The organism is Clostridium sardiniense (assembly GCF_016907995.1).
GTDB classification, from domain to species: domain Bacteria; phylum Bacillota; class Clostridia; order Clostridiales; family Clostridiaceae; genus Clostridium; species Clostridium sardiniense.
Genome location: NZ_JAFBDA010000008.1, coordinates 125,384 through 148,060, shown reverse-complemented (window position 1 = coordinate 148,060; position 22,677 = coordinate 125,384). Strand labels below are relative to the sequence as shown.

Below are 22,677 nucleotides of genomic sequence, written 5' to 3'. Positions count from 1 at the left end.
TAACTAAACTTCAGTCACTACTCCTTTTTGTAGTATTACATTTGCATATAGTGCTTTTTCTCCTGTTGCAATTATTGCATATGCTTTTTTAGCTTCATCATAAAATTTAAATCTTTCTATAGTTCCTACTGTCTCTTCTCCACGATTATCATATTTACTAATAATCTTTTTATAATCATCCCAAATTGGTGTTAAAACAGTATCTCCAACCATAACTTTCATTAAGTTCACTGGTTTCTCTACATAAGTATCAAGTGGAAATACCTTTAATATTGCATCTAGTAATTCTGGTATTCCATGACCATCGCAACGAATTACTATACAATCTTTTCCCATACTTTCAGTAGGAAAGTTACCATCTGCTATTACTATTTGATCGCTATGTCCCATTTCACACAACACTTTAAGAAGATTTGGGGATAAAATTTGTGGTACGCCCTTTAGCATTTAACTACCTCCTTATATTTGATCACATCTTTAAATCTTTCATATGCTCTATTCCATAAATCAAAATCATTAGGATAATACTGATTTATATCTTGAGAATTTTTTATAACTTCACGAGCTTTATATAAATTCTCTATTTGCTTTGTAGCTATTAACTGTATTGCTATATTTCCTAGTACTGTGGCTTCAATAGGACCTGCGGAAACTTTACAATTACATGCACTTGCTGTCATTTGACATAAAAGTTTACTTTGAATACCTCCACCTACCATATAAATAACTGAATAATCTTTATTAGTACACTCTTTTATTTCTTCTAAAGAATATCTATATTTCATTGCTAAACTTTCATTTATACACCTAACAATCTCACCTTCACTTTGCGGAACTTCTTGATTAGTTTTTACGCAATAATCTTTGATTCTACTTGGAATATCACCAGTTTGTACAAATACAGTATCATCTGGATCTATAAAACATTTAAATGGTTTGGCCTCTTTTGCCATCTCTTCTAATTGTGAGAATTCATATTCTCTGCCTTCTCTCTCCCATTGTCTTCTACTTTCTTGTATAAGCCACAAGCCAATAATATTTTTTAAGAAGGAAGCTTTATCTCCATACGCTCCCTCATTTGTAATATTATAATTATTTGATTTTTCATTAATAATTGGTTCATCAATCTCAGTCCCAAGTAAAGACCATGTTCCACAACTTAAAAATACAAAATCTTTTTCTGTAGTTGGAACAGAAACTAATGCACTTTGTGTATCATGCCCTGCTACCGCAATAACATCACACATATCTATTTTAAGCTCCTCACTTATCTCCTCTGATACATTACCTATTATCGTTCCACTTGGTACTATTTTTGTAAATATTCTTCTAGGAAGCCCTAAAGTTTCTATTACTTTATCTGACCAAGCTCTATTTTTAGCATTAAATAACTGAGTTGTTGATGCTATAGAATTTTCCGTAACCTTTTTACCTGTTAATAAATAATTAAATAGATCAGGCATTAGGAGCATCACATCCGCCTTTTCAAGCAGATGTGATCTTTTTTCCTTTAATGCTAATAGTTGAAATACCGTATTTATCTCCATAAATTGATTACCAGTTATATTATAAAATTCATCCTTTGATATTTTCTCAAAACTTTTCTCTATCATTCCAGTTGTTCTTTTATCTCTATAGTGAATTGGATTTTCAAGTAATTGACCAAACTCATCTAAAAGAGCAAAATCAACTCCCCATGTATCTATCCCAATACTATCAATTCTTCCAAACCTTTTAGCCTTTATAAGACTCTGCTTTATTTCAAAAAATAGTCTTAAAACATCCCAGTACATAGTCCCATTTAAAGTAACTGGGTCATTTGAAAATCTATGAATTTCTTTAATATCTATTTTATTCCCATTAAAAGTTCCAAGCATTGCCCTTCCGCTAGATGCACCAAAATCAAAAGCTAATACTTTCTTCTCTATACTTTTATTATCCATAGTATCACCTACTAATTTTTTTATTTATACATTGGTCCATAAGCTTTGCAAGCTCTATAATCTTGTCCTTCTTTATCCATTCCAAATGCACTCCAAGCTGCTGGTCTAAATACCTTATCCTCAGGTATATTATGCATACTTACAGGTATTCTTAACATTGAACATAGAGTTATTATATCTGCACCTATATGTCCATGACTTATAGCACCATGATTAGCACCCCAGTTATTCATTACATCATAAGCTGATGTAAATGCACCTTTACCAGTAAGTCTTGGAGCAAACCAAGTACAAGGCCAAGTATAATCTGTTCTCTTCCATAACTTATCTGATACTTCATCTGGAAGTTTTACCGTATACCCCTCAACTAACTGAACAACTGGTCCAAGTCCCTTTACAAGATTTAAGCGCATCATTGTTACTGGCATTTCAGCTTCTGTTAAGAATCTTGAAGAGTATCCTCCACCTCTAAAGTATCCATTGTCAGCAGCATTCCAAGTAGTTGCTTTTATAATTTCTTCTTGATCATTTTCTGTTATGTCATACCATGCTTTCATTGTTCCATTTCCATCAGCATCTTTAGCTTGTCCGCACGCGTCTAAGCAAGCTGCTCCTGAATTTATTAAGTGTATGAATCCATCTGATTCCTTTGCTACACCTTCTAAATCATATCCAGTAGCTTTCTTCACTGCATCTGGGCTCCAATAAGTACGAACGTCAGCAAATATTTGAGCCTTATTTGTAAGCAATTTATTAAATAGCATTCCTATTCCGTTTAATACATCATTTTCAGTAGCTAATATATAAGGTTCCCTAGCTCCATCCCAATCAAATGAAGTATTTAGTAGCGCTTCTGGGAAATCACAGTTTGGATAAAAATCAGTCCATTGTCTTTGACCTTGGAATCCAGCTGCTATTGCATTATGTCCAAGTATTTCTTCTTCGCATCCTTTAGGTAAATTCTCATTTCCATTCATTAAATCTTTTATAATGCACATCATCTTAACAACAAACTCCCAATCAGAGTCCTTTTCTTCTCTTGTCTTTTGAACACTTTCAGGATTTTTATCAAAGCCTTCTATACACCTTTCCTTAGTCCATTTTAAAGCTCTTTTAAATTCTTCTTCATCATATATTCCTTCAGTCATTCTTCTTATTATTTCTACTTCATCAACTGATTCTACTCTCATTCCTAAATATTCTTCTATAAAATTAGGATCTATAATAGAACCACCTATTCCCATACATATAGAACCTATTTGAAGATAAGATTTTCCTCTCATAGAAGCTGCTGCAACTGCCGCTCTACCAAATCTTAATAACTTTTCTTTTACATCTTCAGGTATTTCTGTGTTATCCGCATCTTGAACATCATGTCCATATATTCCGAATGCAGGAAGTCCTTTTTGTGCATGAGTTGCTAGAACAGATGCTAAATAAACAGCTCCTGGTCTTTCAGTTCCATTAAATCCCCATACTCCTTTTATAGTCATTGGATCCATATCCATTGTTTCTGCACCATAGCACCAACATGGAGTAACTGTAAGAGTTATATCTACACCTTCTCGTCTAAATTTATCTGCACAAGCTGCCGCTTCTGGTACTCTTCCTATTGTAGTATCAGCTATAACAACCTTTACCTTTTCTCCATTTGAATATTTTAAATTCTCTTCTAAAAGTTTTGCAGCTGACTTTGCCATATTCATTGTTTGTTCTTCAAGAGAACCTCTTACATCAATTACTCCTCTTCTTCCATCTATTGTTGGTCTTATTCCAATTACAGGATACTCTCCTACTAATCTACTTTTTGCCATAATAACTCCTCCCTAAATATTCTTATATTTAAATTCTTTTAATTTACATTTTTTAGTATTTTTGTTGTTAAATTCATTATAATTCTTTCGTTAAACGTTTTCTTGTGCTATAATAGTCAAAAAATATAATTATATTCACTTTTTCATTTAAATCTTAAATTGGAGGTTTTCCTATGAAGTATTTTGATTATAAAGAAAATAAACAACATGGCACTTTCGATTTTCCTATAGAGCTTTATCACGTAACACCAAATCATCCTAGATACAACATGCCCTATCATTGGCACACTGAATGTGAAATCATAAGAATCTTAGAAGGCGATATGCTTATAATAATTAACGAGGAAAAAATATTAGCTAAAAAAGGTGATATTCTTTTCATTCATGACGGAATATTTCACGGTGGAACACCAAAAGACTGTATATATGACTGTATTGTATTTGATATGAAATTACTATTAAAACAAAATCATGCTTGCACAAAGCAAATACAAAACATTATAAATCACAACAAAGTAATTGAACCTAAGCTTCCTACTGATATTGCAGAATTAAAGACATGTTGTAATAATCTATTTGATTCTATGCAGATAAAAAATGCTGGATATGAATTTGTTACACAAGGGTCTTTGTATCACTTATTAGGCATTATATTAAAGCATGAGTTATATATAAATAAGAATAAAAATACTAAAAGAAATCAGCAAAAAATTCTACAGTTTAAAAAAGTCTTATCTATAATTGAAAATGAATATTCTAACCCTATTTCCCTTGAAGATTTATCTAGAGCTGCTGGAATGACTCCAAAATATTTTTGTCGATTTTTTCATGAGATGACTAATAAAACTCCAATTGAGTATCTAAACTACTACCGAATTGAAAGTGCCTCGGAACAACTTATAACTACTGACTTACCCGTTACAGAAATTGCTTTTAATTGTGGCTTTAATGATGTAAGTTATTTTATTAAAACTTTTAAAAAATATAAAAATGTAACTCCAAAACAGTATTTGAAAGCATATTCACTTAATGTTATATAGGGCACTTATTTTAATTTATAAGTTTATTTAAATATTAGTAAATATAAAAATGAGCTACAATAAATCATAGGGATTTATACTGTAGCTCATTTTTGTATATTTTATATTAATATATTTTAGTTAAATTAATGATTGATATAATTTTATTATATCTTCTACTGATGTTTCCTTTGGATTACCAGGTCTACATGCATCTAAGTATGCAGACTCTGCTAAAAATTGAATATCATCTTCCTTTACTATATCTGTTAAGTTAGATGGTATACCAACATCATTAGAAAGCTTTTCAACTGCATCTATAGCTGCCTTTCTGTACTCTTCAACACTCATACTCTCTGTATTTTCAACGCCCATAGCCGCTGCAATATATCTATATTTATCACCTGTTTTATCTGCATTATATTCCATAACAGTTGGAAGAATAATTGCGTTTGCAACTCCATGAGGTGTATCATAAACTGCACCTAATGAATGTGCCATAGAATGAACAATTCCAAGTCCTACATTGGAGAATCCCATACCTGCAATATATTGGCCAAGAGCCATTCCTTCTCTTCCCTCTGTTGTATTTTCAACTGCTCCTCTTAAGCTTTTTGAAATTAATTCAATAGCTTTTAAATGGAACATATCCGTCATTTCCCATGCTGCTAATGTTGTAAAGCCTTCTATTGCATGAGTTAAAGCATCCATCCCTGTAGCAGCTGTAAGACCTTTTGGCATACTTGCCATCATTTCAGGATCAATAACTGCTACTATTGGAATATCATGTGTATCTACACAAACAAATTTTCTATTCTTCTCAGTATCTGTAATAACATAGTTAATAGTAACTTCTGCCGCTGTACCTGCCGTTGTTGGAACAGCTATAATTGGTACAGATTTATTTTTAGTTGGAGCTACTCCTTCTAAGCTTATAACATCTTCAAATTCTGGATTATTAATAATAATACCTATTGCTTTTGCTGTATCCATTGATGATCCTCCACCAACAGCAATTATATAATCTGCACCTGAATCTTTATAATTTTCTACACCAATTTGTACATTTTCAATTGTTGGATTAGGTTTAATATTAGAATATAATTCATAACCAAGCTCAGCCTCATCTAATATATCAGTAACTTTTCCTGTTACTCCAAATTTAATTAAATCTGGATCAGAACATAAAAAAGCTTTCTTAAATCCTCTTCTTTTTACTTCAGTTACAATTTCCTTTATAGCTCCAGCTCCATGATAAGAAACTTCATTTAATACAATTCTATTAACCATGCTATTCTCCCCTTTTTAATGTAATATAAGTATATTGTAATTTTATGAAGTTCTTATTACTAGGAAGATAGTAGCATAAAAATATAATAATTTTCACTTTTATTTATAAGCTAAAAATCTTTTATATATTATTATTCATTTTTATCAGTAACTTTACATATCTTTTCTAAGTATTCCTTACTAAAATCAACAGCTATTTTATTATCTAATACTAAAACATACTTCTCTTCAAAGGATTCGACTTTACCGTCATTAAATCTATAACCTTTGTAAGTATTTATTAGTTTACTAGTTCCTTCTTTAGTCTTACATAACTCATCTAATTCTTTACTTATTTCATATAAAGCTAGTGCTAATTTTATATTATATAAATCACATTCTCTAATATAAACTATCTTCTTAACCTTTTTATTTTTATCTTTAAATTCCTTTAATTTATCATGGGGAATATCCTTTAATACTTTCTTTCTATTCTTTATATGAGTTTCTTTTATCATATAGATTTTTTCTTTATGTATCTTATGCCATTCTTTTGAACTAACTAAGCCACCTAAATCATACAAATCCTTAAGTAGCTCTAATTCATTTTTATTTATCTCCATAAACCTATAACCTGGAACATTTTCTCCAAGCTCTTTTAATATATGATACCTTCCCTCTATATACTTTGCTAGAATCCAATTATTCTCTACTTTCTCTTCTGTAACTTCTAAAATACAATGTTTCTCCCCATGAGACATGAAATTCCAATGATCTGATATCCTAAGACTTCCTTCGGGCTTATACTCCCAATTAACATTTGGAACATTATAATAACTTGAACTATATGGACTTTTATTAATATGGTCAAACTTACTAATTTCTTCTAATACTTCCTTTGGAGTTACCTTTGCTTTCTGTGGTAATAATATCTTTCTCATAATACTTCTCCTAAATATTTTATATAAATAGTATGTGTATTTTAGAAAAGTTAATTATAAAAAAATTGCATGCTTTAATTAGCATGCATTTTTTTACTTATATTCATTAAAGGAAAGAATATCATCAATTGGTTTTCTTACCTTATTTCTTGGCTTTTTATCCTCATAATATCCTAAAGATATAACAAGATGTATTTCTTTATTTATATTTATATTCAATAACCTCTTTATTGCTTTTTCTTTAAACCATCCCATCATACAGGTACCAAGTCCTAGTTCAGTTGCAGCTAAGCAAATATGTTCTGAAGCAATACCTATATCTATAGATGTATAATCTTTCTTCTTAATAAGTTCTCCCATCTTAGATGTTAAATTACGTTTTTCACCTACAACAACAATAAATACTGGCGTATTAAGTGCAAATTTATTTAAACCAATCATTGGTTCATATAAAGTATTTGCAATTTCCTTTGTGATTTCTTTATCATCAACGACAACAAATTTCCAAGGTTGTGCATTACAAGCTGATGGTGCTAATCTAGCAGCCTCAATAATTTTTATAATCTTTTCTCTCTCAACTTCTTTTTCTAAGTATCCTCTGACACTTTCCCTTTTATTTATAAGATTAAAAAAGTCCATATACCATAACTCCCTATACATTTCTTTATATCTATATCATTTCTTTTTATTATATTATCTATTTTCATATATAGCTATTTAGAAAATTTATATTCCCTTAAAACATCACTTAGCTAATCTACTAATCCTAATTAGCTTTTTTTATCATATCTAAAAATCTCTCTTCATCTAAGAATTTTATCTTCTGACCTTTATCTCTTAAATTTGATGCTCTTTTAAGCTTATTGCTCATTTCACACCTATCTAATTCTTCTATATTTTTTGTATTTGTTACTAAGCATGTTGTTTTCTTAGTTACCGAACTTCCTGTGCATCCTCCAAGTTTTCTAACTAACATCATAGCTTCATCTCTTGTCATAGAAGATAATCCTCCTGTAAATACTACAACCTCATCTCTAAATGCATTACTATCTAAACATTCAAATGGATTATTACTATCTATTGATGGATCTCTTCTTGATGTTATTAATATTCTTCCTCTACTTGAAGAAGGCTTATACCCATCACTATTAACTACTCCAAGAGTTACCCCTAAAGATTTAGATATCTCATTAACATCTTTAGTATCTAATTCCTCTGAAATATTAAGTAGTATATTGCTACATGCAAGAGCATCTGCTAAAGCATCATGGTGCTTAAACTTATATCCTAAAAAATTATTTACTGTGTTTAATCTTACATTATTAAGCTCTGTGTAGAAATTCTTTGCAAGTTTCATTGTACATATATAATTAAAAGTTGGTGCTTCAATTCCATAAAGTTCTAAGGTATTTCTTAAAACAGATATATCAAATCCAGCATTATGAGCTATTACTAAACTTTCATCAAAATGATGTTTAATTTTTTCCCATACCTCATTAAATTCTAATTCATTTTCAACCATTTTAGGTCTTATACCATGTATACCTATATTTATTGGCATAAACCTCATTTCCTTTGGCTTTATTAAATGATGTATTCTTTCAATAATTTCTCCATTCTTTACTACAACAATACCTATAGAGCAAGGACTATTCCTCTTTTCATTTGCAGTCTCAAAATCTATAGCAACAAAATTCATCTATCTTCCTCCATTATTAAATAATTGATTATATTTATATATCTTATAATTTAAACAATATTATATTAAAAAAATAATTATACTATGATAATCTAATATTTAAAAATTATTATTTAGTAAATTTAATATAAATAAAAAGTTGTATTGAGAAACAATATCTCTCAATACAACTTTTAACTAATATAGTATTAATTATATTATATACTATTTAAATTTAATTTTATTACTTTCTACAATAGAAATGTATCTTTATAAACTAATTATTATCTATTTCTTTTCTATTCTTAGCTTCAAACTTATCTGAGATAAATGACAATATTATTGATAAGATCAAAACTGCTACAGATAAATATAATAATGGTCTATTATCCTCTACTGGACATGCTCCTTGTGGTAAATGCATACGACTTTGAAATACTTTATACCCAGCATATATAGCTACAACAATGGCTATATTAGAAATATAATTACTAACTTTACTTAACTTCATAAATTTGTTACCCCTATACTCCCTTATAATATTTTTAAATATTATTTTATATGGAATTAATATACCATTATTATTGAGATATAACAATAAGTTACTTTTAGGTAACCAAAATTACTTATTATATTCTCTAATGTATTTAGTTTACTATTAGTTTACTTTTTAATAATTTAGATTAACTTCTATTCAATTGTAATATTTTTAATTACTGGATATACTTTACTTAGAAAGCTTTCTTATTACAAAATAAAGGAGTAAAACTTATGATTTTAAATGTTGGAAAAGTCATACAAAAATTAAGAAGAATAAAAGGTCTAACTCAAGAACAGCTTGCCGAAGCAGTAGGTGTATCAAAGCCAGCAGTATCAAAATGGGAAAATGGATACGCTTATCCTGATATTACATTACTCTCTCCAATCGCTCGTCTGCTTGATACTACAATTGATGGATTATTAGAATTTAAAGAAAAGCTAACAGATAAAGACATAGAAGAAATTTTATCAATATGCTCAAATAATTTTACAAGTAAAGATTATAAGGAAGCTTATGAAGATTGTGAAAAATACTTAAAAGAATACCCAAATGATTTAGGTTTAAAGCTTAAAATAGCAAGTTTATATTTTACTCAGCTTCCCCTTATAACTACAGAAGAAAGTCAAAACTCTCTAATGGACAGAGTTATGGAACTAACTAAAGAAGCTTCCGTATGTGAAGATATAGAAATATCAAAATCAGCTCTTTTAAGTTTAACAAGTTATTATATAATGCTGCAGGATAATGATAAAGCTTTAGAAACTGCACAAAAGTTACCATCTGAATCTACAGATACTAATCTATTAATTGCTACTATTTACTATAATAAAGGAGAAATTGAAAAATCAAAGAAAATGTATCAAGAAATGCTTATTAAAAACTTAGGAAACTGTGGTATGAATTTATTATCTTTAGCTCGTATTGCAGAAAAAAATAAAGAATTTGACAAATCAATAAAATTATTAGAAGCTCTAATAAAGCTTCATAATTTGTTTGACTCCCCAAATAATGGAATGGCAGCTTATATAACACTAGCTGAAGCATATGCTCGTAATGGTTGCGAAAAAGAATCCATAGAAGCATTAAAGAAATCTGAACCTCTTATAAAATGTAGATTAGAAAATATTTATGAAGATTTATCAAATAATATATTTTTTGATACCTTAGAGATTAGCAAAAAGACTATCTCTAAAGAGTATTTAAAAGAAACTATAACTACTCTTTTAGAAGGTAATAAGACATTTGATAAGATAAAAGAAAATACTGAATTTCAAGAAATCATAAAAAGAATTAAAGAATAAATATAGTATCCTATAATACTTATTTTTATTTATATTTTAAAGGAATAAACTTCAATTTATAGATTGTCGACCTGATGAAAGAATAGTAAGACGCCTTAAAAGAAATATGGAATGGGGACTTACATTTGATGAAATTTCAAATGTTTACTTAGATATGGTTCGTTATAGACATGATGAATATGTTGAACCCACTAAATGGAAAGCGGATTTAATTTTAAATAGCTCTAATATATCAGATATGTCTATTAAGGCAATTACTCAATTAATAAAAGATTCATGTACTAAATTATAATTTTCTTTTTGATGATTCTTTATTGAATAATTAATCCGTTTTAAAATTAGACTTTTTAAATCTAAATTATTAAAATCTCTTAACTAAAATAATGCTACATTATTTTAGTTAAGAGGTAAAAATCAATTCATAATTTAATATATATATTAATTATATTATTAGTCAATTTAACTTCTTATTATTTCCCTTTTTAAATATTTTTACGTTTAATTTAAATATTACTTAAATTAAAACTCTCTATTCGCAGCTATTTTTAATATAAGTTCACTATAAAGCTTCACCGCACCTAGCATATCCTCCTCATTAAAATCAAACATAGGTGAATGATGTTCAGCTTTTAAATCACTACCAAACATAATATATGATGCCTTTCCTCCATTAGCTTGTACCTTATTCATCATATAACAAACATCTTCACTAGCTCCAAAACTATCTTTTTCCCTTATAATAGTATATTCTTTTATACTATTTGCAACATTCTTAATTAGTTTTATTAACTCATCATCACTACTTGCACTTATAGATTTTCCTACACATTTTATATTAACATGTGTGTCATGCATTTCTGCTGAAGCCATTAATATTCTTTCTGCATAATTTTCCATATATCTATTTAATTCAGTTGTCTCTCCTCTAGTCTCTATTTCCATAAATGCTCTTCCTGGAATTACATTTCTTCCACTTCCAGCTATTAACTTTCCAACATTTATTCTTGTATCGCCCTCACCATTTCTTGGTATAGCATCTAAGTTCAAAACTGCTGTTGCTGCTGATAAAAGTGCATTATGTCCCTTTTCTGGAGCTACTCCTGCATGAGATGATTTACCTTTAAATTCAGCATTGATCTTAGATGTTGCTAGGAATCCATCTGTCCCACATATTATTTCTCCTGATTTTCTTGCCTTTATTCCTATATGCCCACTAATTATATAATCTACATCATCTAACAAATTTGATTCTGATATTGCTCTAGCTCCACTTACACCCTCTTCGGCTGGTTGAAATATAAGTTTTATTGTGCCCTTAAAATATTTTTTCATCTTTATAATAGTCTCTGCAACTCCAAGTCCTATAGCTATATGTCCGTCATGACCACAAGCATGCATTATCCCATCATTATTAGATGAAAATCTATTTTTAAAAGGTATGTGACTATAATCTTCACTTTCTTTTATTCTAACTCCATCCATATCAAACCTTAATGATATAGATGGATCATTTCCATTTTCTAAAATTCCTACTACTGCCGTATATCCACCACGCATTAGCTTGCATATATCTTCATATGCACCTTGATTTATTGCTCTTTTATAACTTTTATCTAACTCTTCTTTAGATGGAATATTCATTCTATATTTATCATTTATAACTTCTTTTCCTACTTTAACCTTATACCCATTATCTATTAATACTTTTGCAATCAAGGAAGCTGTTCTAAATTCTGTCCATGCAAACTCCGGATATTTGTGAAAATCTCTTCTGTATCCAATTATCTTATCTTTTATATCATCAACTAATTTTTCTATAAACTCATACATTCAAAGCACTCCTTAGTCTGCATTAAATCCTTTATTTGATTTTTGCAAATTAAAGTCTATATATTAATCTCATAATGAGTATACGTTTATTCATCTGTAAACTTTCCTATTTATATGAAAATAAAATTTTAAATATAAAGCAACATATTTACACTACTATAGTTAAATACCAAGTAAGCTTTCCCTAATATTTAGTTACTATAAATTTATGACTACCTATTGTTCACCGTACCTTTTACTATATTTCACCTGTACTTTTATATTTGGATATTTTTTGCAAAACTGACTAATTACAAAATAACAACTTGGACAAGGTTCCCATTTACTATACAAAATAAGATTTCCTTCATTCTTAAGTATTTTTCCTTCTATTTGTTTATCTATTTCTTCAAGTATCTTTTTTTCACTATCGTTAACTCGATTATATCCTGTTCCTAATCTACCTAATTTATTAACTTTCATACTTTTAAAGCTTGCTTCTTTTAATAAAGGTGCCGTACAATAACCTTTTACATCATTACTACCGCTTATTGCTTTAAATTCCTTATTATTATATGTTGCTACTGCTATATTTATAGAATCTTGTAATGCTTTGCTTTGATCTATTTTAAATGTGTTTTTTTCTTTTTCGGAGACCTTAATATATTTATGTATATTCTTTATTAAGCGTTTCATTCTTGGTATGTTACTTGTTAAATGCTGATGATATTCTACAGTTCCCTTCTTCACTTTCATATAGTGATAATTTATTTCATTGGGTATTTCTATTAATATTGTTTTAACTCTAGTTTCAGCATTATATTTTTCTTTTACCTCTTCTTTTCTAATAAGAACCATTTTCTTTAGAAATTCAATATCCTTTGCATAAAGATAATCATTATTTAATTCCTTTTCTAAACTTTCAAGCTTTGCTTTCTCTTCTTCACTTATTTTTACAGATATAAGTTTTTTTATTTTTTCTATGTCCTTTATAATATCTTCAACATTATCTTGTGAACTTGGCTCTCGTTCATATTCAATTCTATCTATACTTAATCTTTTTATTTTACTTATTTTTTCACATAATTTATTATGTTCATTTTCAAATATCATGATTTTTTCTATATAGTCAATAAAATCATTAATATCATTTGCTCTATAAGTAATCTCAGTATCCTTTATGCATTTATATAACTTCTCTATTACACTACTATCTACTTTGAAAATTTTAGTAATTTGTTCTTTGAATTTTTCTTCATCTAATTCATCTATTTTATATCCTTCTTTTTTTAGTGCATTCTTAAATTCATTTACATTATTAATTTTTATTCGTTCTTTTTTTCTCTTCTTTAAAGTCATATTTACCTCTTATTCTTGGAGTCCATATTGAAAAATAATTCAATATATATTATTAAAGACCATAAGTCCCTTTCAATTTCTTTTATATATTATATAATATTAACATAATATATTTCAGGGGAGGGTTAGTTTTTATGAATAATCAACTAACAGAAGAAAATGTAAAAAAATTAAGAGAAGAATTAGAATATAGAATGACAGTTAAAAGAGCTGAAATCGCAAAAGAAAAATTAATTGCTGCTGCACATGGTGATAGATCAGAAAATGCGGAATATAAAGAAGCTTGTGCAAATTATAGAGAAAATGATAATAGAATTCAGTATTTATTAACTATGATTTCAACTGCAACAGTAGTAGATGATGCAAGTTTAGATAAATCAGTCTTAGGTATCAATAGTAAAGCTAGAATTAAATTTGTAGAAGATGATGATGAAGTTACAGTAACTCTAGTAACTACAATGGATTTAGACCCAGAAAATATGCTTATAAGTGTGGAATCTGATTTAGGGAAAGCACTATCTGGCCACAAAGTTGGAGATATAGTTACAGTTAATGCACCTGAATATACTTACACTGTAGAAATATTAGAAATATTATAAATAAAAAAAGCATCCATAGATTTAACTATGAATGCTTTTTTATTATTTTAAATATAATTTCAAATATTTTTACCCTTTAGTATTATAATATTCTTCTTTTTTAATCTCCCAATAAGCCTTATCTTCATCAGTGATAGTCCTTAAAACTCTACATGGATTTCCTACAGCTACTACGTTATCTGGAATATCTTTTGTTACTACTGATCCTGAACCTATAACAACGTTATTTCCAATTGTAACTCCTGGATTAATTACTGTACTTCCTCCAACCCATACACTATTTCCTATTTTTACTGGCTTACCAAATTCCAATCCTGTATCTCTAATTTCAGCATCTATTGGATGACCTGCTGTATATATACCTACTCTAGGTCCAAACAATACATTCTCTCCTATTTCCACTTTACACACATCAACAATAATACAATCATAATTTGCATAAAAATTATTCCCAACAGAAATGTGGCATCCATAATCACACCTAAATGGTGGTTCAATATATAAGTTCTCTCCTGTTTTCTCAAATAATTCTTTTAACAACTCTTTTCTATACGGAATTTGCTCCTCTGTAGAATTATTGAATAATCTAGTAAGCATTCTTGATTTTTTATTGTCTCTTCTAAGTTCCTCATCATTAGCCATATATAAATTTCCCGATAACATTTTTTCTTTTTCTGTCATAATTCTAACTCCTTTTCAATTTATAATTACATTATAAATACATATTAGGGACGTTTCTTATTTAATTTTGACAAAATATTATACTATTTTGACATCTTTATTTGTTTTCTATATTCTGATGGAGTCGTATGTTTATGCTCATCAAAACGTTTAATGAAATATCCAATATTATCATATCCACAAGACATAGCAATATCTATAATCTTTCTATCTGTCTTAGCTAACAGCTCTGTAGCTTTTTCAATACGGATTTCATTAATATATTCAGTAGGAGTTTTACCTACTAACTTCTTAAAGTATCTACAAAAATACTGCGTATTCATACCTATTAATTTTGCCATATCATCTGTATATATTTTATGTTTATAATTATCATGTATATATGTCAAAACCTTTTTAACATTTGATATTTTGTAAATTTCATCTTTATTCATATCATCTAAATACTTAAACTTTTCATTTTCATATAAGATAGCAATAAGTTCATACATATATGATTTAATCCTAATGCACGCGCCTAATCCCTCATTTCTAGACTCTTTCATTATTCCTTTATATATTCTTTTCATTTCATTCCATATACTATCACCTTGGAAAATAAACTGTGGAAACTGTATCTTTTTTTCAATTAATGGTCTAATAATCTCATATTGTATTCCATCAAAATACTCAAAACTAAGCATCTTTAAATCAAAAACTAAAGCACTTTCTCTACACCCTTCCTCACCAATAATAGAATGAATATCTCCTGAAGTAATAAACATAAATGAGGGAGCATTGATTTCGTACTTTAGCATGTTAATATATACAGTAAATTTACCCTTATTAAAAAATACTAATTCTATCTCATCATGCCAATGAAGTTTAACAAAAAACTCTCTGTTGTTATTCCACTTGTAACTTGCTAATGGAAACCTATCTGTTCCATGCTTAACTTCTTCTTTTAGTTCTATCTTGTCCATCATCTAATCCCCTCTAAATACCATCAAAGTTCATTATAAATTCTAAAAATATTTTAACATAATATAGGAAATATTATAAATAAAGATACTCCCATATCTATAAAATATAAATTTAACTAGCTATAGGAGTATATTAATTATTTATTATATTGAGGCTCTTCTTGTTTCACAAAATCAAGTCTTGATTGAATAGTTTGTTCTACCTCTTCCATTTTACTTGCAAGTTGATTAAATATTTGTTTTGCTTCTTGATTATCTGTATCTAAAGAAAATGTCTTCATATCAGCTACTAATCCTTTAGCACTAGCTAATGCCATCTCAAGTTTAGTTCCTGTTGGCATAAAAGTCCCTCCTTTATAATTTTTTATCGCACATATATTTTTGTTCGTAATCAATTTAAATATTCAAATTATTGATAATTAAATATATCCCTTTCAAATTTACTCTATATTTATTAAATTATCTTTAATAATATAAGTAAACATCTATATTAAGAAATGAATTAAAACTAAGCTTATTGGTTAAAGTAAATTAGAAATCAATTTAATAAATATAAAGGAGAATTTTTATGACTGCGATTTCAAAGGTAAAACAAACATTAACTACACTAAAAGGAGCTGAAGCTACTTTAAAAATATACTCATTACAGGAACGTAACAAGGAAGCTAGAGCTATTTATAATCTGGCATCTGAAGAAATAAATAAAATCAAAACTGATTTAGAAAAAAGAATAGGACTTATGGAGTTTGAGGAACCCCAATACAAAGGTAACTAAGTGAGGTGGATTATGGATTCTTGGTTAATAATATTATTTAATTCAATAGTTTTATTTTTTTTAACAATAGTTATAACAAAATATATGAAGAAAAAAACCTTATCTAGGGCTACTCCTTTTGACTTTATTTCTTATGCTGTCATTGCTATTATAATTACTTTAATTTCTTTAAATATACTTAATAATACTTACTTTGGACTAATTGCACTTGCAGTTTGGGCACTTATGCCTCTTATTTTAGATTATGTTTCCATGAGGAGTAAGTGGATTTATAACCTAATACATAGTAAAGAAAGAGTATTAGTTAAAAACGGTAAAATCATGGAAGATAACTTATCTAAAGAAAGAATTACAGGTCAAGAATTTCTACAAGAAATGCGTTCAAAAAAAGCATTTAACTTATCTGACGTTGAATTTGCCATACTAGAAACAAACGGAGATATAAATGTTAGTTTAAAAGCTGATAAGAAACCTGTTACTCCATATGATCTAGGAAAACAAGTCTCACATAAAACTGAACCACAAGTAGTTATTTTAGATGGAAATATATTAAATCAAGGACTTACTAATGCTGGATTAAATCGTGGCTGGCTTACAACTCAGCTAGAAATCAAAGGAGTCTCCCTTGAAAATGTTTTTCTTGGCCAAGTAGATTCTTCTGGAGACTTATATGTTGATCTTTTTGATGATATGATACAAGTCCCTAAAACACAGGTTAAAGAAATGTTATATGCCAGTATTCAAAAAAGTCAAGCAGATCTTATGTCATTTTCTTTAGATTGTGATAATGAAGATGCAAAAGCCATGTACTTACAAAATGCTGAAAAGTTAGAAAAAATCATAAAAAAATTAGAAACATATTTATTACGTTAGAAGGTGAACTAAATGTCAAATATGAAAATGAAAAGAATGTCCACAGCTCAGCAGAAATATGATGAATTAGTAACTAGTATAGAACCTAAAAGACCTATTTTTACTAATTGTATTAGAGCTTTTATAGTAGGTGGTGCAATATGCACAATTGCTCAAGGATTACAGTGGATATTTATTAACTATTTAAATTTTGATGAAAAGACATCAATGGCCCCTACCTCCATAGTTTTAATCTTTTTTGCAGTTTTATTTACTGGTCTTGGGATTTATGATCATCTTAGTCAATGGGCTGGATGTGGAACTGCTGTTCCTATTACTGGCTTTGCTAATTCTATAGCTTCTGCTTCAATTGAACATAAAAGTGAAGGATTTGTACTTGGAGTAGCTGGAAATATGTTCAGTCTTGCAGGTGCTATTGTTGTTTATGGAGTCTTTGCTGCTTTTATAGTTGCTACAATAAAAATGACAATAATATGGTTGGGGGCGATGTAAATGCTTAAAGGACATCAATCTTGGATTTTTAATTCTAAGCCTACAATATTAGCTTCTGCAGCTGTTGGCGGTCCTTTCGAAGGTAATGGTGCTTTAGCTAATGATTTTGATATACTTTATGAAGATTTATGGCTCGGGCAAGACAGCTATGAAAAAGCTGAAAAAGTTATGCTTGAGCATGCTTGTCAAAGAGCAATAGAAAAATCCAGTCTAAGAAAAGAAGATATTAACTTTTTTATAAGTGGAGATTTAATGAATCAAATAATTTCTAGTAGTTTTACTGCAAGAACTTTAGGAATACCCTTTTTAGGAGTATTTGGTGCTTGCTCTAGCTCTATGGAAAGTCTATCATTAGCAGCTCAATTAATAGAAAGTAAAGCAGCTAAATACGTTATAGCATCAGCAAGTAGTCATAATGCAGCTGCTGAAAAACAATTTAGATATCCTACAGACTATGGTGTGCAAAGACCACCTAGTGCTCAATGGACAGTAACTGGAGCTGGCGCTGCAGTCCTTGGAGAAAGTGGCGATGGTCCTAAAATAACTTCTGCTACCGTAGGCAGAGTAGTAGATATGGGAATTTCTGATCCCTATAATGTTGGAGCAGCTATGGCACCAGCGGCTGTAGATACCATTGAAGCTCACTTTAGAGATTTAAATATTGATGCTTCTCATTATGATCTTATTGCTACTGGTGATTTAGGTAAAGTTGGTCATGAAATTGCTAATGCTTTATTAAAAAAACATGGCATAGATATGCCAACAGATATATTTACAGATTGCGGGCTTTTAATATATACAAAGGAGCAACCAAGCTTTTCTGGTGGTAGTGGATGTGGTTGTTCTGCTACTGTAACTTATGGACATTTACTTAATCGTATGCGAAAAGGAGAACTAAAGAAAATATTAATTGTCGCAACAGGTGCTTTAATGTCTCCTATATCCTATCAACAAAAAGAAAGCATACCTAGTATTGCCCATGCTGTTTCTATAGAAATGTAAAAAGAAGGTGTGAGTTACGTTATGGAAAAATTTATTTTTGCTTTTATCATAGGTGGTGTAATTTGTGTTATTGGGCAACTTATAATGGATACTTTTAAAATTACCCCAGCACACACAACTTGTACGCTAGTTGTTATTGGTACAATTTTAGGTGGCTTTGGTCTATATGATCCTTTGGTTAAGTTTGCAGGTGCAGGAGCATTTATACCTATAAGTAGCTTTGGTAATACTCTTGTAACATCAGCTATAACTGAAGCTCAGCAAACGGGCTTCATAGGAATATTTAATGGTCTTTTAAGAACAGTCAGTGGAGGAGTTTCTGCTGCAATAGTATTTGGATTTATTGCTGCAATGATATTTAAGCCAAAAGGTTAATCATATAAGAGAATATGTATTTAAACTTTGATTTTAATATATATTTCTTCTTTAACATAGTAATTATAAGTATAAAGTATTTCTCTAATATAAATATAAAACATTTTTTAAGTTCCTAGAAATTAAAATAACCCACGACAAACTCTCTTTGTATTGTCGTGGGTCTTATTATTGAAATTAAAAGTTATGTTTAAAAACTTAAATAATATAAATTTATTTCAATTTCATTTTTTATTATTTTCATTAATTCTACTTATCTAATAAAACATATATATTTTAATACTGATTACTAAATAATCCAGCACCTTCTATAATATCCTGATCATTAAATAAACTTGATACCGCTTCATTATAATCACTTATTTTTTGTGATTTTTTTATTTTTTTAGCGTATTTTTTATTATCTGAAAATATGTAAATCATATATCCCCATAACTCTTTCATTCTAAGTATTGCATTTCTATCTTCATTGAACACTTCTCTATATGTATTAAAAATTTCATCATGAAAATCTTTTAATATCTTCTTATCAATGAAAGTATTATCTTTAATCTCATTCATTAATCCTGGATTAGATAGTAATCCTCTTCCTATCATTACTGTATCTACTTCCGGAAACGCTTTTATTAATTTATTATAATCACTTTTTGTAAAAATATCTCCATTATAACATACTGGACTATTACTTAATGATAGTGCATCTTTAAATACATCTAAGTTCGGCTTGTTTCCATAAAAATCTTTTTGAGTTCTAGGATGTATAATTAATTCTTCTAAAGGATATTTATTATAAATTTTTATTAGCTCATAAAATTCTTCTGGATTCTCTTTTCCTATTCTAGTTTTTATAGAGATTTTCATATCATCTATTTTATATATTTCATCTAAAAACTTATCAAGTTCTTCCCTTTTTGCTAGAAATCCTGAACCCCTACCTTTGGATACAACTGTTCCAGCAGGACATCCTAAATTTAAATTAATCTCATTATAACCTAATTGTTGTAACTTTCTAGAAGTAAAGATAAAACCTTCTGAATCATTAGTAAGTATTTGAGGAACTATATTCATTCCCTCATTATTTTCAGGCAAAATATCTCTTAATTCTTTAGTTTTCAGGCTTCTACTGTTATTTGGAACAATAAATGGTGTAAAATATTTATCAATATTATGAAAAAATTTCTCATAAGTATTTCTATATATATATCCTGTAATTCCTTCCATTGGTGCTAAATAATATTTCATTTGTTAACTCCTTTATAACTGAAACTTAATCAAAGAGAGTTTTAACCTCTCTAATCTTTAGCTGATCTTGCCCAATATTGTAGATACTATTATATCCCACTTTTATAAGATATGAATTACATCTTCTAGACATTGAACAAACATTCTAAAAAATATTATATCAGCCTTCTTTTTTCTTATCTACTTAATTTATATTACATATTAAATTATTTATAGGAAAATATTATTAACTAATCTAATTACTTTAATTACATCTACTATTATGAAAAGCAAATATTTAAGTATCATTTTTATTTGGGTAATAAAAAATTAAAAGCCGTATGAAAAAATACATTCTAAAATGTATCTTAACCATACAGCTTAATTATTTATATTTTCTGTAATTATACGTGTTTTATAAGAGTTTATTTGTCATGCAAAATTTCAAGTAAAATACTTTTTAATAGTCACTTTGATTAGCTAGCCTTGTTTTTAAATTAATTTTTATGCTTCGTCGCTTAAATACCTAAATTCTATACTAGTTAAAAGTAATGCACCAGCGTAGTCATTATTAACTGCTATACGAGCAACGCTTAATAATGCAAAATCTTCTGCTCTAATAATATCGTCTAAGTCAAACTCTAAAACATAATGATTGTATTGGAAATTTCCAGGTGAGTTTTGAATTGGGATATTTCCACTATTATTAACCATTATATTAGCTGCATTTACTACACCATTAGCTCTAGTGAATAATGATGAAAGTCTAATTGCAAACATATTTCCAGTTGGTGTATTTGAATTATCAGTTAATAAATGAACAAACACTTTAGCTCTTTGCCATTTATTGCGAGCATCTCTTGGTACACTAAAAGTTAATGAATATTCATCTGTATCACCTTGAGGCAAAAGCCATCCCAATATACTGATACTAGAATTAGCGCTTCCTAGTGGTACAGTATCAGGTATACTCTCAGTACCATCATTCATACTTCCACCATTAAATATTAATGATCTAAATTCTAATAGTTCATGATCTGGACAACAACAATTTGACATATTGAGTTACCTCCTTATTATTTTAATTTTCTTTACAATATAATATATTACATATTTCTAATTATGTTACTAAATTCTACTTTAACATCATCATTTTTCCTGATAATTTTCCAGTATATGTACCTGACTTAAACCTACCCCACTACTTGTACATTCAACTATACCTAAATAACCATAAAGATAGCTAAACATTTAATAATGATTCTTTTATCTTTTACTACTCTTCTACTCCCATATTTTTAATTGTACATAATAAGTATATGATAGATTATTTTTTAACAGCGTTTCAGGATTAGATTTAATTATTTTAGTTTAGAACTTTACATGATTATTAAACAAAAAATCCCCTAGACTAATCTAAGGGAATATTAATATATTTTTTATGTATACTCATTAATGCTTTGTAGACTTTGATATATTATTTCTTACTGGAACAAATTCTGAAGTTGTATCATTAGGATCAATATATTTATAATCTCCATTTTCATCTTTCCTAAGACCTAAAGATGCCATTTTCTTCTTACTATTCTTATGTTTATTACTCATTTTTTCACCTCTTATAATATTTATATTTGTCATTGAATACTATATTATTCTTAGTATTACAGTCTAAAATTATAGATAAAATTCAAATATTAATTTAAATTTATTTTTTATCAATATAATTTCCTTGTAATTAAAAAAGAGCAGAATTAATCTACTCTCTAAAGAATTTATAACTAAACTTATTCTCAATGAATCCTACAATATAAGCTATACTATTAAAAATAATCCTCTAAATAAATGCTCTTCAAAAAATGGACCTAATATTGTCCAAGCATTCCTTATCTCAATCTTTCGAAAATTGTAAATCAAAACTGAACTGTTAAATCTCTATGCATATCTATTGGTATTAAGCTATGACTTAATCTCTATTTTTCTTTTCTATACTCAAAAAATCCACGATATCTCTATCGTGGATTTA

General features: G+C 28.5%; 25 protein-coding genes. 9 read left to right on the top strand and 16 right to left on the bottom strand.

Features of this window, described 5'->3' with window-relative positions; all coding sequences use genetic code 11:
• Positions 1-3: 3 nt before the first annotated feature.
• The 3 genes from JOC62_RS08935 to JOC62_RS08925 are packed head-to-tail and all read right to left on the bottom strand — an operon-like array spanning position 4 to position 3,757.
• Positions 4-447: an RbsD/FucU family protein gene (locus JOC62_RS08935; RefSeq protein ID WP_204594921.1), complete on the bottom strand. Its 444-nt coding sequence runs from the start codon at positions 445-447 to the stop codon at positions 4-6.
• Positions 441-1,943 (bottom strand): rhamnulokinase, encoded by a 1,503-nt coding sequence (locus JOC62_RS08930; RefSeq protein WP_204594920.1) that lies wholly within the window; start codon positions 1,941-1,943, stop codon positions 441-443. Before JOC62_RS08930 ends, JOC62_RS08935 begins: the two co-directional genes overlap by 7 nt.
• Before the next feature lie 20 nt (positions 1,944-1,963).
• A complete protein-coding gene (locus tag JOC62_RS08925; RefSeq protein ID WP_204594919.1) occupies positions 1,964-3,757 on the bottom strand; it encodes an L-fucose isomerase in 1,794 nt (597 codons plus the stop codon).
• A gap of 173 nt (positions 3,758-3,930) precedes the next feature.
• Here JOC62_RS08925 and JOC62_RS08920 point away from each other — a divergent pair, with 173 nt between their 5' ends.
• On the top strand, positions 3,931-4,797 hold the full coding sequence (locus tag JOC62_RS08920; protein ID WP_204594918.1) for an AraC family transcriptional regulator: 867 nt from the start codon (positions 3,931-3,933) through the stop codon (positions 4,795-4,797).
• A 120-nt stretch (positions 4,798-4,917) separates the two neighbouring features.
• On the opposite strand, the gene fucO is transcribed toward JOC62_RS08920, so the two are convergent.
• From fucO to JOC62_RS08895, 5 genes are all read right to left on the bottom strand, one after another.
• A complete protein-coding gene (fucO, locus tag JOC62_RS08915; protein ID WP_204594917.1) occupies positions 4,918-6,066 on the bottom strand; it encodes a lactaldehyde reductase in 1,149 nt (382 codons plus the stop codon).
• A gap of 131 nt (positions 6,067-6,197) precedes the next feature.
• Positions 6,198-6,986 (bottom strand): hypothetical protein, encoded by a 789-nt coding sequence (locus JOC62_RS08910; RefSeq protein WP_204594916.1) that lies wholly within the window; start codon positions 6,984-6,986, stop codon positions 6,198-6,200.
• A 93-nt stretch (positions 6,987-7,079) separates the two neighbouring features.
• Positions 7,080-7,625, bottom strand: coding sequence for a nitroreductase family protein (locus JOC62_RS08905; RefSeq protein ID WP_204594915.1), 546 nt, complete (start codon positions 7,623-7,625; stop codon positions 7,080-7,082).
• Between the two features lie 127 nt (positions 7,626-7,752).
• Positions 7,753-8,685, bottom strand: a complete 933-nt coding sequence (locus JOC62_RS08900; RefSeq protein ID WP_204594914.1) for an exonuclease domain-containing protein — start codon at positions 8,683-8,685, stop codon at positions 7,753-7,755.
• A gap of 256 nt (positions 8,686-8,941) precedes the next feature.
• Complete coding sequence (locus tag JOC62_RS08895) at positions 8,942-9,175, bottom strand: hypothetical protein (RefSeq protein ID WP_204594913.1); 234 nt, start codon at positions 9,173-9,175, stop codon at positions 8,942-8,944.
• Positions 9,176-9,435: 260 nt separating this feature from the next.
• On the opposite strand from JOC62_RS08895, the gene JOC62_RS08890 reads away from it, so the two are divergent.
• Both JOC62_RS08890 and JOC62_RS08885 read left to right on the top strand, forming a co-directional pair.
• Complete coding sequence (locus JOC62_RS08890; RefSeq protein WP_204594912.1) at positions 9,436-10,506, top strand: helix-turn-helix domain-containing protein; 1,071 nt, start codon at positions 9,436-9,438, stop codon at positions 10,504-10,506.
• Between the two features lie 106 nt (positions 10,507-10,612).
• Entirely contained in the window at positions 10,613-10,798 is a 186-nt protein-coding gene (locus JOC62_RS08885; protein WP_204594911.1) for a nucleoside/nucleotide kinase family protein, read from the top strand.
• 227 nt (positions 10,799-11,025) lie between these two features.
• On the opposite strand, the gene JOC62_RS08880 is transcribed toward JOC62_RS08885, so the two are convergent.
• A complete protein-coding gene (locus tag JOC62_RS08880; protein ID WP_204594910.1) occupies positions 11,026-12,336 on the bottom strand; it encodes a M20 family metallo-hydrolase in 1,311 nt (436 codons plus the stop codon).
• A gap of 216 nt (positions 12,337-12,552) precedes the next feature.
• The gene (locus JOC62_RS08875) at positions 12,553-13,674 is read right to left on the bottom strand and encodes a deaminase domain-containing protein (protein WP_204594909.1); all 1,122 of its coding nucleotides are present in this window, start codon (positions 13,672-13,674) and stop codon (positions 12,553-12,555) included.
• 134 nt (positions 13,675-13,808) lie between these two features.
• Here JOC62_RS08875 and JOC62_RS08870 point away from each other — a divergent pair, with 134 nt between their 5' ends.
• Entirely contained in the window at positions 13,809-14,273 is a 465-nt protein-coding gene (locus tag JOC62_RS08870) for a GreA/GreB family elongation factor (RefSeq protein WP_204594908.1), read from the top strand.
• A 69-nt stretch (positions 14,274-14,342) separates the two neighbouring features.
• Here JOC62_RS08870 and JOC62_RS08865 read toward each other — a convergent pair whose 3' ends face one another.
• From JOC62_RS08865 to JOC62_RS08855, 3 genes are all read right to left on the bottom strand, one after another.
• Positions 14,343-14,954 (bottom strand): sugar O-acetyltransferase, encoded by a 612-nt coding sequence (locus tag JOC62_RS08865; RefSeq protein WP_207758167.1) that lies wholly within the window; start codon positions 14,952-14,954, stop codon positions 14,343-14,345.
• Positions 14,955-15,037: 83 nt separating this feature from the next.
• Positions 15,038-15,916, bottom strand: a complete 879-nt coding sequence (locus JOC62_RS08860) for an AraC family transcriptional regulator (RefSeq protein WP_204594907.1) — start codon at positions 15,914-15,916, stop codon at positions 15,038-15,040.
• Positions 15,917-16,053: 137 nt separating this feature from the next.
• Positions 16,054-16,257, bottom strand: coding sequence for a DUF1657 domain-containing protein (locus tag JOC62_RS08855; RefSeq protein ID WP_204594906.1), 204 nt, complete (start codon positions 16,255-16,257; stop codon positions 16,054-16,056).
• 227 nt (positions 16,258-16,484) lie between these two features.
• Between JOC62_RS08855 and JOC62_RS08850 the strand changes: the two genes are divergently transcribed.
• The 5 genes from JOC62_RS08850 to spoVAE are packed head-to-tail and all read left to right on the top strand — an operon-like array spanning position 16,485 to position 19,433.
• Positions 16,485-16,691, top strand: a complete 207-nt coding sequence (locus JOC62_RS08850) for a DUF1657 domain-containing protein (RefSeq protein ID WP_204594905.1) — start codon at positions 16,485-16,487, stop codon at positions 16,689-16,691.
• Positions 16,692-16,703: 12 nt separating this feature from the next.
• Complete coding sequence (locus JOC62_RS08845; RefSeq protein ID WP_204594904.1) at positions 16,704-17,564, top strand: DUF421 domain-containing protein; 861 nt, start codon at positions 16,704-16,706, stop codon at positions 17,562-17,564.
• 12 nt (positions 17,565-17,576) lie between these two features.
• Positions 17,577-18,056 carry a stage V sporulation protein AC gene (spoVAC, locus tag JOC62_RS08840; protein ID WP_204594903.1) on the top strand — a complete coding sequence of 160 codons (480 nt, stop codon included), beginning with the start codon at positions 17,577-17,579 and terminating at the stop codon, positions 18,054-18,056.
• Positions 18,057-19,058 (top strand): stage V sporulation protein AD, encoded by a 1,002-nt coding sequence (gene spoVAD, locus JOC62_RS08835; protein ID WP_204594902.1) that lies wholly within the window; start codon positions 18,057-18,059, stop codon positions 19,056-19,058. It begins immediately after the preceding gene.
• Between the two features lie 21 nt (positions 19,059-19,079).
• A complete protein-coding gene (gene spoVAE / locus JOC62_RS08830) occupies positions 19,080-19,433 on the top strand; it encodes a stage V sporulation protein AE (protein ID WP_204594901.1) in 354 nt (117 codons plus the stop codon).
• A 276-nt stretch (positions 19,434-19,709) separates the two neighbouring features.
• On the opposite strand, the gene JOC62_RS08825 is transcribed toward spoVAE, so the two are convergent.
• The 3 genes from JOC62_RS08825 to JOC62_RS08815 all read right to left on the bottom strand — a co-directional run bounded on the left by JOC62_RS08825 (position 19,710) and on the right by JOC62_RS08815 (position 22,259).
• Entirely contained in the window at positions 19,710-20,675 is a 966-nt protein-coding gene (locus tag JOC62_RS08825) for a tRNA dihydrouridine synthase (RefSeq protein WP_204594900.1), read from the bottom strand.
• A gap of 483 nt (positions 20,676-21,158) precedes the next feature.
• Entirely contained in the window at positions 21,159-21,713 is a 555-nt protein-coding gene (locus tag JOC62_RS08820; protein WP_204594899.1) for a hypothetical protein, read from the bottom strand.
• Between the two features lie 393 nt (positions 21,714-22,106).
• Positions 22,107-22,259 (bottom strand): hypothetical protein, encoded by a 153-nt coding sequence (locus JOC62_RS08815; RefSeq protein ID WP_204594898.1) that lies wholly within the window; start codon positions 22,257-22,259, stop codon positions 22,107-22,109.
• Positions 22,260-22,677: the final 418 nt, after the last annotated feature.